The organism is Novipirellula caenicola (genome assembly GCF_039545035.1).
GTDB classification, from domain to species: domain Bacteria; phylum Planctomycetota; class Planctomycetia; order Pirellulales; family Pirellulaceae; genus Novipirellula; species Novipirellula caenicola.
In genome coordinates this window covers 1006137-1021648 of the sequence record NZ_BAABRO010000002.1, presented here as the reverse complement: position 1 = coordinate 1021648, position 15512 = coordinate 1006137, and the positions used below count along the sequence as shown (strand labels likewise).

Annotated in this window: 9 protein-coding genes and 1 pseudogene; 2 read left to right on the top strand and 8 right to left on the bottom strand. The window is 55.8% G+C overall.

The genetic code is table 11. The annotated features are described in order from the left end of the window. Positions 1–291: 291 nt before the first annotated feature. The 8 genes and pseudogenes from ABEA92_RS31360 to ABEA92_RS07500 form a co-directional block, all read right to left on the bottom strand. Positions 292–612 (bottom strand): annotated as a pseudogene (locus tag ABEA92_RS31360) (endonuclease domain-containing protein); the annotation flags it as partial. 426 nt (positions 613–1038) lie between these two features. Beyond that, positions 1039–2121: a hypothetical protein gene (locus ABEA92_RS07530; protein WP_345683190.1), complete on the bottom strand. Its 1083-nt coding sequence runs from the start codon at positions 2119–2121 to the stop codon at positions 1039–1041. A 91-nt stretch (positions 2122–2212) separates the two neighbouring features. Then, a complete protein-coding gene (locus ABEA92_RS07525) occupies positions 2213–4021 on the bottom strand; it encodes a hypothetical protein (RefSeq protein ID WP_345683189.1) in 1809 nt (602 codons plus the stop codon). Between the two features lie 68 nt (positions 4022–4089). Further along, the gene (locus ABEA92_RS07520; protein WP_345683188.1) at positions 4090–6459 is read right to left on the bottom strand and encodes a polyketide synthase; all 2370 of its coding nucleotides are present in this window, start codon (positions 6457–6459) and stop codon (positions 4090–4092) included. Further along, positions 6460–9258, bottom strand: coding sequence for a VWA domain-containing protein (locus tag ABEA92_RS07515; RefSeq protein WP_345683187.1), 2799 nt, complete (start codon positions 9256–9258; stop codon positions 6460–6462). Then, complete coding sequence (locus tag ABEA92_RS07510) at positions 9255–11654, bottom strand: BatA domain-containing protein (RefSeq protein WP_345683186.1); 2400 nt, start codon at positions 11652–11654, stop codon at positions 9255–9257. Before ABEA92_RS07510 ends, ABEA92_RS07515 begins: the two co-directional genes overlap by 4 nt. A gap of 90 nt (positions 11655–11744) precedes the next feature. Next, the gene (locus ABEA92_RS07505) at positions 11745–12626 is read right to left on the bottom strand and encodes a DUF58 domain-containing protein (RefSeq protein ID WP_345683208.1); all 882 of its coding nucleotides are present in this window, start codon (positions 12624–12626) and stop codon (positions 11745–11747) included. After that, positions 12616–13680, bottom strand: coding sequence for an AAA family ATPase (locus ABEA92_RS07500; protein ID WP_345683185.1), 1065 nt, complete (start codon positions 13678–13680; stop codon positions 12616–12618). The genes ABEA92_RS07505 and ABEA92_RS07500 overlap by 11 nt, the downstream gene beginning before the upstream one ends. A 487-nt stretch (positions 13681–14167) precedes the next feature. Here ABEA92_RS07500 and ABEA92_RS07495 point away from each other — a divergent pair, with 487 nt between their 5' ends. Together ABEA92_RS07495 and ABEA92_RS07490 are read left to right on the top strand one after the other, a co-directional pair. Next, complete coding sequence (locus tag ABEA92_RS07495) at positions 14168–14857, top strand: metallophosphoesterase family protein (protein ID WP_345683184.1); 690 nt, start codon at positions 14168–14170, stop codon at positions 14855–14857. 158 nt (positions 14858–15015) lie between these two features. After that, on the top strand, positions 15016–15495 hold the full coding sequence (locus tag ABEA92_RS07490) for a hypothetical protein (RefSeq protein WP_345683183.1): 480 nt from the start codon (positions 15016–15018) through the stop codon (positions 15493–15495). The last annotated feature ends 17 nt before the right edge of the window (positions 15496–15512 follow it).

The window sequence follows — 15512 nt, the reverse complement described above, 5'->3', positions numbered from 1 at the left end:
CGGATCGGATCTGTGAGTCAGCGACCTCTCCGCAGAGCGACTGCGAAAAGGTCATCACAGCGAATCGACGTGAAAACCAGTCGAAACACCACAACGATCATATACTAGGGTCGGCCGCAGGATGCGGCCGGGGAGGGTGGTGAAACCATGCTGGAACCATCCATTTCTAACACAACGAGCCCCACCCAGAGCCGAGGTAGCGATACAAAATTCTGGCTCCCCTTTCCCCCAAAGACTGGCGAGCCCGAGCGAGTCAGTCTTTGGGGGAGAGGGGCTGGGGGTGAGGGGGGCTCACGAGCTCCGAATTTCGGTAATTGTCATCGCGATTCGGTCACGCACCGCCTTAGGATCTCGAAGTACTTCGTAACCCGGAAACCTTAAGACTTTGTACCCAAGTTGCATGAGATACTGATCTCTCGCTCGATCTGAAGCCAGACCAGCATCAGTAAAGTGATGCTCACCATCGACTTCCACGACCAACTTTAAAGCGATGCAGCAGAAATCTACGGTATACGGTTCAATCACAACTTCGCGGCGAAACTTTTCGCCACAGCAACGACGATTTCGAACCATCTGCCAAACATCACTCGCGAACTCATTTGCGGTTGAGCTTTGATCGCGTGCGAACTTGTGGCTTCAGCATTTCGGGTTCGCCTTCGTCGTTTTGCCACTGCTAATCCCCCTCACCCCCAGCCCCTCTCCCCCAATAAAGCCGACTAGAGTTACGCACTTTGTCGCATCGCTGCGTCCAGCGTCACATCGACTAAGTTGCTTTGGCAACCACGGCTTTATTGGGGGAGAGGGGAGCCAAGGACTTGTGCGGGCATCTCCCCAAAGGGGAGGTGAATTCGGACTTACCCTCCCTCCGGGAGGGTCGGCCGCAGGACGCGGCCGGGGAGGGTGGAGAAACCATGCTGGAAACATCCATTTCTAACACTGCAAGCCCCACCCAGAGCCGGCTGCCGCCGACTCTGACCTCCCCAAGGGGGAGGTGAATTCAGATTTGCCTTAGATCCAGCACTTGGCGTCTAAGAAAGCTCACTGGCCTTCGGTGGCCAGTTTGCGGAAGTAGGCTTCGATCGCTTCGCGATAATGCGTGGGCAAGTCGCGGCTGATTTGCTGTAACGCCTCGTTGCGCTCCGCTGGCGGCAGGTTCCCCCATCCGTCGCGGTCTTTGATCTTCTTTCGATCAACATCGCCGTTGCCGCTGGCGCCGCCCGCTTGGCTGTCGGCCATCGGGGCGCCCTGACCACCCTGGCCTCCCTGACCGCCACTGGATTGTTGTTGCTGTTGCTGCTGTTGTTGCTGCTCTTCGATCTTGTCGATCAGCTTTGTCAACTTGTCGATGATCTCTTGCTCTCGTTTCTCCACCTGTTCATCGCTGCGTCCTAGATCCAAACGGCGAGTGACATCGGTCATGATCCGCGAGATCTCGTCGAGCGAATCTTCCTTGAGCGGCTTGATGTCCGACACCATCATCGTCGCAGTTCGCGAGAAACGGATCGGACAATCTTCTTCGTTTTCAAGCAGGCGACGCAAATCAGCCAAGGCTTCCTTTTTCATCAGCAGCGCATGGTAGCAAGCACCACGATAGAACAGTACGGCAGCAGGATCGATCGATTCCGTCGGATCGACTTCGGCGATCACTGGCAACGCCTCGTCGTAAAGCCGATTGCGAACCAGCTCGCGTCCCAACCAAGTGCGGACACTCATCCGCATCGTTTTGGGTAACGATTCGATTTCGCCGTAGGTGGGAGTATTCGGATCGACGCTGGCGCTGGCTGCAGCAAGACTGCGCTGGGTCGAACTGACTAAGTTTTCCACGGTGGGTGCGAGACCACGGATCACCGCGACGAACGCGTCAAGCGAATCGGCATCATTCTTTTCGATCGCCGAAACAAACTCGTCCGACGCTTGATCCATCCGATCGGGAATGATTCCGAGTTCATCCAACGACGATCGCAGCATCTGCGACATCTCGTCAACATTGTAAGCTCGCCAACTTGCTTCGCGTTCCAACGCATCCGCCCCGATCACCATCGACGCGAAAATCGCCATCGAGCCCCAGACAAAAAATGCGATCAACCAGCGGGAAACCGCATGGTGGTTTGACTCGGACACTTCCACCGCCGAGCGTCCCTGGTGGGCAGACGCGGTTTGGTGAAGGGCTCTTTGAGAAGCGTTGGTGTAACCCACAGACAACCTCGCAGTTTTATTGATTGCGTTTGAGCACCAAGTCACGAGTGATTTGATACAACCGATTTTGACGTTCGGACAAGTCTTGAAGCAAGGGCAATGTCTCTTCTGCCGTTGATTCCTTTGATTCTAACAACCCGGCATAGCGGGATGTCGTTGTTTTGATCCGTGTTTCCATCGTACGGATCAATTTTAATTCGGCCAGTGCTTCGACGAGGGGTTGCTCTTGCTTTCCCCCCTGCTGAGGTTGGCCCTGTTGTTGCTGCTTCTTCTTTTCTAAATCCCGCTGCGCCTTTTGAGTGGCGGCAATCATCTCCTCAAGGGCCGCTAAGATATCTTGTTGAATCCCTTGAGTGACTGCATCTATCTTAGTCTCACCGAGCCGTTCAGCCACGTGAGTCGTGTCGAGACGAATTTGAGAAACCACTTCCGGAAACGCGACACTCGAACCTTCTTCACGTAGTAATAGCATCGCACGGTCCGCTTCGAGCGTAATTTTCTTCTCTTCATACGCCAAATCGCCCGCTTTTAGATCGGTTTGACGGTTGCGCTGGGATTTCGGCGTCGCAGCCAGTGCAATCGTGTCATCAAGCACCTTGGACTGCATCGCAGCCATCCGCCGCAACCGACTTTCCAGCTTTGCCAGCTCGCGTTGCATCTCTTCCTCGCGTAACTGACGCAAAATTCGCTCTAGCCGATCGATCGCTTCACGCAGGTTATCCTCCGCTTCCCGCTGCTTCTGCGTCGCGTCGGCTCGCTTGTTCTGCTCGAGTTCCTTCTCGGCCTCCTTCATCTTTTCGATCGCCTTTTGCAGTTGCTGCTCAGCTTGCTGCTGAGGACTCTGCGGCGACTGCGGTTGATCTTGCGACGAATCCGATGATTCGGGTGGCGATTCGCCACTGGGCGGAGACTGCGGTGACTCGCCACTGGGGTTGGATTCGGACGGTTTTGCATCCGAGGGCTTGGCATCCGAGGGTTTGGCATCGGACGGTTTTGCCGATTCCGATTCGCTCGGACTGTCCTGGGATGGATCACCGGATTCGCCCGGCTTTTGATCACTGGGCTTTTGATCGCTGGGGTCCATGCCGTCCCCTTTCTCGGACTTGGCGTCACCCGATTCTGGGTCTCCCGATTTCGGATCCTTTGCATCCTCGGATGATTCCGAATCCTCGTCAGGTTTGTCCGATTGGTCGTCCCCTTTTTCTTGCTTGTCGTCCGCGCCGTCGTCTTGTTTTTCCTCGTCCGATCCAGCTTCGGAATCGTCTTCGGACAGTTCGGCCTGCAGTGCTTCGCTGCGTTTGGTGATCGCTTCCTGCTCGGCTTGGATCTCATCCAAATCGGCGCCGTTTTCGTTTCGCGCACGGGTGCTACGCTCAGCCCGCTCGACGCGTTTCAAATCTTTGATCAGATTGGCGACCCGCTCCTTTTCATCACGGATACGCTTGGATCGATCCTCGCTCATCAGCAGCTGCAACAAACCTTGCAGCCCTTCGGCAGCCCCTTTTTGCTTGTCGACCGCTTCTTGGAATCGTTGGTTTTGCAGTGCTTCGGTGGCATCCCGCAATTGGCTGAGCACGAATTGGTCGCGTGATTGACGCGCCGCCCGCCGTAACAACGCCGCACGTTCCGGATTTTCAGCCGCTTCCATCTCGGCCAGCCGCAGCAGCAGTTCTTCCAAACGTTCATAACGCGAGGCCACGCCCGTTTGTCGCTCGGGAAGATTCGCTTCCTGAGCCTTGGCAAATGGGGGTGCCCCAAAGCCGCTAAGCAGAAACCCGAGCCCGAAAATGAAGACGAGGTTTTTCAGTACGTTGGGTTGAATCATGATTCGATCACTCAGATTAATCGTGTTGCGGCAATACCGTCAGCCAATTTTAGCGATGCGGTCGCCTCTTATTTGAACAGGTCCAACACACGTTTTTTCTGTTCTGCTTTGGTTTCGTCGAGCAGTTCGTTTTGGTCGTCGATCAACTCTCGCACCATGTCCAGGATTTCATTATAGCTTTCCAGATCAAGCATTTTTTCGAGCACTGCCGTCAATTGCAGCAAAACGTCCTCGGCGGTTTGCACCGCTTCTTTCGTTTTCGCGGACGCTTCCTCGGGGTTTTCGACACTTCGCTCGATCGCCTGGATCTGCTCTTTTAAACGCTGTAGCGGTCCAGAAACGATGCTTTTCAAGGGATCACGCACCCCGACACCAATGCGTTCGCGGCGATCTGCCGAATCGACACGGTTATTGATCATCTCTTGCAACAAATCGTCCAAAGAGGCCGCAATCCCGGTCAATTCTTCGGTCGTTTTACTGGTTTGCAGTCCAGTCTGCTGGACTCTCAACAGCCGAACTTGGGCTGTGCGGGTCGCATCCTCTTCTTCGCTCGGCTCATCCGTGGCGGAATCAAATCCTTTGCGGCGAAGCAAATCGAGGGTGTCCCGCAGATTCCGCGTCTCATCAATGGTTTGTTCCAACCGCGTCCGCAGCCCCAATTCACGACGCTCGAGCAATGCCAAGAGCTTCTCAGGCGTGACGATCTCGAGTCGATACAATTCACTTCGAGTGAGGTGCGATTGGCCGAGATCGTACGCGTCACGCGCTTCGGCTAACACATGGATCACCCCACCGGGAACCAATGCAGCCAGTCGCTGTTCGGCCACCAGATCACGCAGGTCGATCTCGGTATTGGCGTTTCCGTCGCGATCCCATTTCAGCGGCAAATCGACGCCGTTGGCATCGTCGGCGGCAGAATCAGATGGTGCTTTTTCTTGATTCGCCCCGTTTGCATCGGGGGTGCCCGCTTGCTCTTGGTCGTCGGACTGCGTGACCGACACGGTCAGCGATTCGATGCCATAGTCATCCTTTGCCACGACTTCCAATGGAATCTTGGCGATCGCGGTCACGGCGGTGCCGATGCCTTTGAGCCGCATTTGCACTTCGGGCGCTTCGTCGGTGACGACGCCAAAGAAGTAACGATAGGGCGATTGCGCCGAGATGCCTTGTTGATCGCGAGGAACAATCCGCACGGCGGTCGAGGCAGTAAAGTTATCGAGCACGATTTGTCCTTGGCGACGATCTTCGCTTGGGATCAACTCGACTCGCTCGAATTCGCCGGCATCGTTTCGGAGCACCACGTCGGTATCGCCAAGCGGAACGCTGCTGGTCGCCGTCAACACCACATCGCTGCCTTCACGCAATCGCAATCCAGCTTGGTAGTTTGTCTGCAAATCGAATTCCGAAGCGCCGTCGGGACGCAGGTATTCGGGATAACGCACCGACACATTCATCTTGGTAATCGCTGGCGGCGTGACGGCTTCGATACGAAAATCATCCAAGCGTGCGTCAAGCCCTCGCACACTGAGCGAGATGGAGTCGCTCAGTCCCTCAAGCGGAGGACCATCCAAAACAAAGGACTGGTAACCATCGACCACCCGTCCAATCCGGCGCATGTTGGATTGGCCGCGAGTTCCATCGTCGCTGCGATAATAGACCGTACAGACAACGGGAACTTCGGCGTCATCGGCTTTGGCGCGAATCCGCAGCGTCCCGCTGCTGCCGCGAGGCAACCGGATCACATGGTCCTCAAATTCGACAAGCTCCGGCGCCAACGCTTCTTCGTCCGTGGCGGTGATCACGGGCAACTCAACCCCGACCATCTCGAGTTTGGCTCGCCGCGGCCAAGGATCATTTGACAGCAGCGTTAAACGTCCGGCGGCGCGACCAAACGCAGCGGGACTGAAAATCAACAAGATCAACGACGCCAGCAACAGGGGGGCGACGATCATCGATTTTCGCACAATCGGTTGCCAGGAAAACACCCGCGACGTGTCAACGTTATCGACCGCCTGCGTTGCCTGGAGGTGGACTTGTTTCAATAGCTCTTCGGCGTGCGAATCGTATACACGGCCGGATTGGTTCAATTGAATGGTGGTCACCAAGCGGCCACCAAGATGCGGGTGTTGGCGTTCCAACAAAAGCGCCAAACTGTCGTCCGGCAGCGGTCGTCGCAACCGACCAATCAGCAACCGACCCACAATCAGCACCACGATGACGGCGACCACGATCAACAGGATCAATCGCGCCAGCGGCGGCATTTCGGTGCCGCCCATCAAAACCGGACCGTAGTCCAACGCCAATCCGATCCAAAACGCGGCCAACACCACGGAAACAATTGCCAACAGTGAATCGATAACGACATACCGACGAATTCGCTGGCGGAGCGAATCGATCAGCTGACGTAGTTTCGGATCGAGTGAAAGTTGTGTGCCCATCTAAGCCAATCGGTGCAAACGCCGGGTAACCCACTCCATCGTCAACATCGTCGCGATCAACCACATCAACACGATGTTGCGACGACGGTTAAAATCGATGTCCGGTGTCCCCGGCAGAACGGTGGTTTGAGGTTGCGGTTTTAAAAGCGAAGCGAGCGAACCGGCAAGCGATTGCAAGTCCGTTTGTTCGCCCATCGGTGAATAAGTGCCGCCTGTCATATCGGCAAGTTGCTTCAATTCATCATCGTTACGCCGAGGGCGTTCCAGTTCCACGGTCGGCAAGCGGACTTGCACGCTTTGACGCAGCACTTGTTCTTCGAGTGCATCGCCCAGCGTCAATCGCAATTCGTAGCTGCCGGCTTCACGCACGACGAAGCGTCCGCCGTAGGTTCCCGGTCGCGGTTCTCCCTTTAGCGGCAACAGCTTGATGTCGTCGATGCGACCGCTCGGAGCGAGCAATTTTGCATTGACCTCAGGAACACTCAGGGGTTCGAATTGGTCATCGGTCAAAATCGCACGAACCGTAATCGTCTCGCCCACCATCACTCGCGATGAATCGACCAGCAACACGCCGCGGGTGCTGTCACGCATCAATCGTCCCTCGCTGACCCAGCGGACCAGCTTGGTGTAGTAGCTGTCGAAATAGGCGTCACTTTCGCCGCGAAGTCGCCATATTTCACCGCTGCCTTGGAAATAAACCCGACCAGCGCCATAAAAGTGAGACGCTAAGTAAACCGGTTTGGTGCCGCCGATCTCGGTCGTCGGGTCCGAGAAATGTGCGTAGACCTTGGCACCGGGTTTTGCACTTTTGACACCCACGAAATCGTAGACGCCTCCGAATTGTTCCCACACGTCAAAGCTTTCGGCGGGATCTTCGGCGATCCACAAGAACTCGGCCCGCCGGGCTTCGGGGGTAAACTCCAACGGCCATGGATTGTCGCCACCTTGGCGACCGCCGCTCAGCAGTGCACCACGAGTCGAAAGATTGACGGGAAAGAACCCCGAAATCCGGCTGACTCGCGGATCGGTCCGCAAACGAGTCCACTGCGGATGGTAAACCGGTCCCGCAACAATGATCAAACCACCCGCTTGTTGGCTAATCCAACGGTCCATCAAATCGAGTGATTCGGCCGAGATCGCCGTCCAATCGGGATCGAACACCATGATGGTGTCGTATTGAAACAAGTCCTCGGGTCGCGAGGGAAACTCTTGCAACACCTGGTCCGCATCCTGGCTCATCCCAGGTCGGCCGGTTTGCAACCAAACATCAAGCTCGATCGATTTATCACGAAACAACAAGTTGCGAACAAAGCGATATTCCCGCGTGGGACCACCGGCAATCGCGAGCACTCGCAATTTTTTGGCGACCACTTCGTAGCGTGCGTCACGAACGTCGTCGCGTTTGTTTTGATCTTCTTTCGGAGCGACAACACGGACAGCTAAACGGCGACGACCGACCGATTCCGGTTCCATTTCAAAACGGATCGCCGACAACGTCCCATCGCTGGCCACTTTGATCTTTTTGCTGTCGATGACCTCGCCCAAATTCGCAGTCGGATCCGCTTCGTTGGTTCCGGCATCGTCATCATCAAGCTTGTCGAGCAATTGGACATCGACCTCGAGTTCCTGTGGGCCGCTCGCTTGCAACATTGCGGTAATGGCAAATTTGTCACCGGGATAAACGCGGCGGGGTGCATCGAGATCCACGACGCGAACGTTGGTCGGCGCACTGCTGCTGCCCAGCCCGATCGGAAATACCGCAACCTCGCTACGAGTGGCGGTGGCGATCGCAGCGGTCAAGCCGACGCCGCCGTTATTTTGGCCATCGGTCAAAACGACCACGCCGGCCAATGTCGACGGATCATGGTCGGCTAGAACACTGCGAAGTGCATCCCCGATCCGGCTTTGGGCTCCCGTGGCCGCAAGCTCTTTGGCCCAATCCGAAACGCGAAGCGGTTTCGTCGCCTCATCCACCGTGGGTTCATCATCCAAAACCGGTTCGATCGCGGTCGGCTCGACGCCCAAAATCTGCGAGAGACTTCGCTGGGTGTTGATCGCATACACGCTGCCCAGACTGGTGATACCTAGTGCAAACGATAACGCTGCGCCGCCCACACACCATCCAACCAGCTCGACACGGCCGGCTACGCCGAATAGCAGCGACAGCACCGACAACACGATCCCCAGCCCCACCAACAACGCTCCGGCGGTCGCCCATTTGGAAACCGGCGGCCGCGTCTGTGCTAACTCCGATTCACCAGGATTGGTCACCGCGGGCCCGCCGCGTGATTCCAACAACTTGGGGTCGCTGGTTTGGTCGAACGAATAAATGCTAACGCGATGTTCCGTTTCGAGTTTTTCGATCAGGTTCGATTCGCTCAGCAAACGGGCGGTCCGCTCTGCCCGGCTCTCGGTACTGGCCATCGAGCCGACAGGCAGCGACATACTTTGGCTCGTATCGACCAAAATGGTCACTTCGCTTGGCCGAGTCACCATGCGTTCGGTTCGTCGGTGCAAATCGAAGAAAAAGAAAATCAGTGCGGCGATGGTCACCAACCGCAATCCGATCAAGGTTCGCCGCGTGACCACCGACAACTCGGCCGTGTCACGCCGGTACAGACGGATGCAAACAAACAAAATCGCGACAATCGCGGCAACCAAAATTGCCCACGACCACCATCCTTCGAGTGTCGTCGCTCGCGCGAATTCGTAAACAATGTGCTGCGTATCGTGCTCGGCGGCGCCTGAGGTCGCTGCGGAAATCGCTTGGTTCACGCTCGTGTTTGTGGTTTCGTTCATCGAGCACCTCGCAGTGAAAAGGCTCCGAGATGACTCGCCGGCCGTTTGCCGCCACCGATCCCAGTGGACGATGTGTGGTAACTAGCCCAATAAGCCAACGCTTGTTCGGCTGCCAACAACAATCCCAACAAACCCAGTAGAAACAGGGTTAATTTCGAGCTTCCGGCCGTCTGGTTTTCCGCATTCCATGCTTCACTACTCAAAAATCGCACGTCCACTGGCAATAGGTTTTGTTGAATAACGGCAGCGTCGGCACGTTTCAGATTGCCTTCGCCGCTGCGGATCACCGACGCCACCGGAATGATGCTGCGACGTCCATCGGTTTGTGTAAACGCCCACTCCGAAATACCCGGCTGCAATAGATCGCTGACGTTCGATTCGCCCGCGATCACCATCTCCATCGGGTCCAACACCACTTGAGCAACCGTTTCAGCGGTGGCATCACTTTGGATGGGCTCGGCCACCATTTCGATAGGAACTCGCGGCGGTTGTTCAGTCGCCGGCAAGTACATCACCTGCGGCGCGTATTGATCCAACGCGATCGTTCGCTCGACTGGTTCGTCGATGAAGCGGCGAGTCGGCGGGGCCGCTCCGCTCCATAGATCCGCATTGGCTTGTAACAGAAAGACCACAAACGTGGGATCACCGGGCCAATTGGTCCATTGGCCATCAATCCCGCTGAGCACTGTGATCACTCGGCCACGTTCGACATCATGTTGGGTCACAAACGCATTGCCATCGCGACGTTTCAAGACCGTTTTCACACGAGGCCGGTTGGGATCATCGGTGGCCTCGAGCCCCGGGGTTTCAAGCGTCCAGGAACGTGACAAACCGATCAGTGACAGTGCGGCGTCGCCCGCCGTTTTCAGCGGAGCAAGCAACTCGGGCGAATCGCCGAATACCACATCTGCCGTCGTCCCTTCGTCCGATGGTGCCACCGGTTTGGTTTCCCCCAGCGGCATCGGCAACAATTGCCGACCGGCGGACAACAGGTTGCGATTGTATGCGTCACGCTGGATGTCGTCCCCAAGGAACCACATCACCCCGCCACCACGGCGGACGTAGCGGTCCAACGCGTCGGCGACATTTTCGTTGATTTCCGGGATATTGATCAGATAGACCGCTCGGTAGGCCGCAAACGTTTCCAACGTCGCCGATCGCAGAAACGCCGGCGGTTGGACATCAGGAATCGCACCGATGCGAACCTGGGATCCAGGATCCAACACCGATGCAACATGGTAGGCACCGCGAGCCTCGGGGTCGGCATCGATCACCAACACCTTTTCAGAATCCGAAAGCGGTAACGTGCAGGTCCGTTTGTTGTCGATCGCCAACGCGTCCTCGGGCAGCGACACTTCGATCGCATGAACTCCCTGCTCGGCAATAAAGACTTGAAACGCCACGGTCACTTCCTCGCCCGCCGGCAACGATTCAATCACCAACGCCGGAAGCGATTCGACGCGTCCGCTGGTCACCAAAGTCGGATCGGGCTGAGTGACTTCGTTGGGATAGTGATAAACCCGACTGTCCAGCGAAACGTTGTTGACGTCGCTTGGCCCGTTGTTACGAACCTTGGCGTTGATCACCACGGGGACTCCGGCGACCCAAACATCTTGAGCGGGCGAAACATCGACGACGGATAGATTGGCGGCATTGCCGACCGCACAATCGATCATCCGAATGGAAACGTCATCCCCGGAAATCCCCCGCATCGCCTCGGCCAACCGCTGGGGCGCCGCCCAATCACGATCACGAAAATCGCTGGCGATGTACAGCACCTTTCGGTCGGCGGGAGTCGATTGAATCAGCTCGGTCGCCAAATCCAACGCGGGTACCAAATCCGTCAACAGCGACGATGCGGATGTCGACATCACCCGGCTGATCAACCGCGAATCAGAGGTCACCGTTTGCGCAGACAAATCGGCTGCCGAGTCGCCCGATTCACTGCCCCCCCGCAGCGTCAACGCCGCGCGGCTTGATCGCATCACCGTCAATTGATGGTTGCCATCGTCGGTAGCCAATCGCCGCGTTAATTCCTGAAGTGCTTCCAGCGCTCTGGCGTAAGCGGTCGCCCCGCCGGACGCATCCCCCATCGAATAGCTGTCGTCCAAGATGACGACGTGGTGCGTGGTGGTTCCGCCCAACATGCCGAGCATTTGCCCGCCCCCGTTCCATCCGCACAGCATCGCGATCAATACGGCGGCCACAGCCAAACGCGACAACAACAGCAGCAGTTGTCGCAGTCGAATCCACTTTTTCTGCTTGCGGTAACTCGCGAGCAAAAAATCCATGGCAGCCCATTTTTGTCGTCGATGCCGAAGCATGTTGATCAAGTGGACCAACAGTGGCACCGCGACAAACAAAAAGCCAATCGTTAATGCGGGATAAAGAAACAAGGGAAATTCGACGTCAGAAGAGTGAAGGGTAAAAGTACAGGTTTCAGCAACAACATCTCGTTTTTGCTGGAGCAATCATTTTCGTAGAGTTTATCGTTTCAGTTTAGGTAGCGATTGCCGAGCGGCCAGGAATTTGGCCAGCACCGCATCGAGCGGTTCGCTGGTGCGGACCTGCAGGTAGTCGATCGATAAACGTCCACACGCTTTCTTGGTGCTTGACAAAAATTCGTCCAATGCGGCCAAGTAACCTTCACGCAGTGCACGTGGATTACAGTTCAAGAAGTCTTCACTTTCGAGGCCTTCAAACCGGGTGGCTCCATTGAATTCAAAGTCGATTTCATGGTCGTGCAGCACATGGAACATCGCCACATCATGCCCGCGTTGGCGAAGCAAACGCAAACCTTCCAGCAGCGAATCGACACCAAGCAGATCCGAGATAATCACCACCAAACCGCGACGCGGCAGCCCCTGAGAAATCTCTTTGGCCACCGCCACCAAATCGGTGCGGCCATCGGCGCCGACCGAATCGAGCGTCGCTAAAATCCGATTCAATTGCTGTTGGTTGCTCTTTGCCGGCACGGTCGCTCGCACTTTTGTATCGAACGTGACGAGCCCCGTAGCATCCTTTTGCCGCAGGGCAAGATACGCAAGCGAAGCGGCGATGGATGCCGAATAATCAAACTTATTCGATTCGCCATCACCGTACGCCATACTGGCCGAGCGATCGACAAGCAGGGTTAACCGAAGATTGGTTTCCTCTTCGTACTGTTTGATGTGCAACCGATCTTGACGCGCATACACTTTCCAATCGATGTGACGAATTTCGTCGCCTCGAGTGTATTGGCGGTGCTGCAGGAATTCGATCGATTGTCCAAAGTACGGACTCCGATGCATTCCCGATAAAAATCCTTCGACCACTCGGCGGGCCGTCAACTCGAGTCGACGAATCCGAGCGGTAACCTCAGGACGCAAATATTTTTTGGAATCGGGCATCGCGGGAAAGTTCGTCCTCGGTCGTTGGCGTCGCGGCAATAATGCGTTGGATCACGTCGTCGCTGGTCACTCCGTCGCTTTCGGCGGCAAAGTTGACCACCATGCGGTGACGGAGCACCGGTTTGGCCAAGTATTGGATGTCTTCGATCTGCACATGAAAACGGCCTTCCAAAAGCGCTCGTGCTTTGCCGCCGAGGATCAAGAACTGAACCGCCCGCGGACCAGCCCCCCAGCCAACCAATTCGTCGACAAAGTCGGGGACCCCTTCGCCACCCACCCGCGTTTGACGCACCAACGAGAGTGCATAGCGGACAACATGGTCGCTGACGGGAACCTGGCGAACCAATTCTTGCAGCCGGAGGATCTCTTCGGCTCCCAACACCGCTTCGACTTTTTCAGCCGCTTTGCCGGTCGTGCGACGCGCGACTTCGAATTCTTCGTCAAAACTCGGGTACTCTACAAAGACCTTGAACATAAATCGGTCTTGTTGGGCCTCGGGAAGCGGATACGTTCCCTCTTGTTCGATCGGGTTCTGCGTCGCCAAGACAAAAAACGGATCCGACAACATGTGCCGATTGCGGCCCACGGTGACTTGACGCTCCTGCATCGCTTCGAGCAGCGCGGCTTGCGTTTTGGGCGGCGTCCGGTTGATTTCGTCAGCGAGGACGACGTTGGCAAACAGCGGACCTTCCATAAAACGAAAATCACGTTTGCCGGACGAGCGGTCCTCTTCAATGATCTCGGTTCCCGTCACGTCGGCGGGCATCAAGTCGGGGGTGAATTGGATTCGGCTAAAGGACAAATCCAAGGATTGAGCCAGCGTGCTGATCATCAGCGTTTTGGCTAGCCCCGGGACCCCCTCGAGCATGCAGTGCCCTCGGCTAAACAGGCAGATCATGATTTCGTCGATGACCGTTTCCTGGCCGACGATGATTTTGCCCAATTGTTCAATGATTCGCTTGCGAGCTTCATGCAATCGTTTCGAGTCAGCTTCGCTGATCCCGTTCTGATTTGCCGCGGCGTCTGCGGACATGCAACATCCTTACTTCTGGAAGGGGTAGTCAATCATGGCGTACTTCTGGCGACGAGGGCCGTCCGCCTCAATTTATGTTAACAGAATACCAAGAATCTGATTGCCAAGCGCCCTGGGAATGACAAAAGGGCCGCGACAATTAGCCCTGAAGTTCTCTAAACTAGAAAAAAGGCGTTGGGAGTCGCACATTTCTCCTCTGCTAGACCGGCGGTCAGCCGAGTAAATTTCGACAAACCGAACGCACCGCCCATCCTTTGATGACGGCTGATCGTGTTAGCCGTTTTGGTGCTAGCCACGGTTTCGTTACCTTCCCCCCAGGGATAGCGTCCGATGGGCTAACCTAACCGCGATGGAGCCACACGTAACCAGTAGTCTCCCTTGATGGGGGGAAAGGTGTTATTAAGGATACAGGCACGCCGTTTGCCAAGTCGTTTGCAACGTTTGCTGGATAACGTTTGCTGGATTATGAACAGAGGGAGCGATCAGAATGCCGCGATTACTTGCCATCGGTGATATCCATGGTTGTTACAAAGCACTCGTTACACTTGAGACGTTTGTCGAAATCACACCTGACGACACCCTTGTCACTCTGGGGGACTACGTCGACCGCGGTCCCGATTCACGCCGCGTGCTGGATTGGTTGGTCAGCAAAGACAAAACCCACAAACTCAATCCATTGCGAGGCAACCACGATCTGATGATGGCGCAAGCGCGTCTGAAAAAAGACCACTTCCAACGTTGGTTAAATTTCGGCGGCTACGAGGCACTTTGCTCGTACACGATCGACAACAAAGTGAACGCCGACACGATGAATCTGGTGCCACGATCCCACTGGCATTTTATTAGCGATCGCGTGCTGCCTTACTATGAAACCGAGCAATACATCTTTGTGCACGCCAGCTATGACGCCGATGTGCCGATGAGCGCGGCGGACGATTACGTGCTGTATTGGGAAAAGTTTAGTTTCCACCCGCGGCACGTTTCGGGAAAAATCGTGGTCTGCGGTCATACCTCACAGAAATCGGGACTGCCCATTCGAACCGAAAATGCGATTTGCATCGATACTCGGGTGTACGACAACGGGTGGCTCAGCTGTCTGGACGTCGATTCGAAAATGCTGTGGCAAGCCAATCAAGCAGGCGAGACTCGCAAGTTTTATCTCGACGACGTTTGTTAAACGGTCCCAACGGTATTGCCGGTTGTGAGGATCCGTTTCTCGCCGAGTCCTCCGTTTCAATTTGGATCGTTTGCGAGCGACTGCAAACCGACCTACGTTTTTTTTGAACGCCAACGTCGGTGGTTGGCGAGCCTCAAGATTCGTAATGGTCCGTCCTCATGTCGACTCGCCCCCCTAAAACATTCTTTTTCGTCAGCCTTGTTGTTTTTTGCTTGGCAATGGCATCGGGATGCGACCAATTTGGTCCCAAGACGGACATGCGAGAATCGCTGGCGCAGACCAATCTTGAATGCCCGAAGTTGCTCGACGAGTACACGATGCTACAGAAAGTCGTGGTCGACCCGGCCGTCGACTCGGTGGACTTCTGGTACGTCGTCAGCCGTGACGGAGTGAACAAGTTTCGGCAGGTCAATCGTGAACGCATGCGAGAAGCGGGCATTGCGTTGGCCAAGAAAAACACATTCGCCAAAGAGGCGTCCGAAAACGGATGGACGGTGCGACATATCTACGAAGACGCGTTCCAAACGCCGCTGTTCGCCTTTACCGTCAATAACGACACACTCGAAAACCGAGTGCCGACCGGACAACAGCGAACCAATCCGTTCATGGCAACGCCGGTTTCCAACTCTGGCAACTGAGATTACGAACTGTTCTC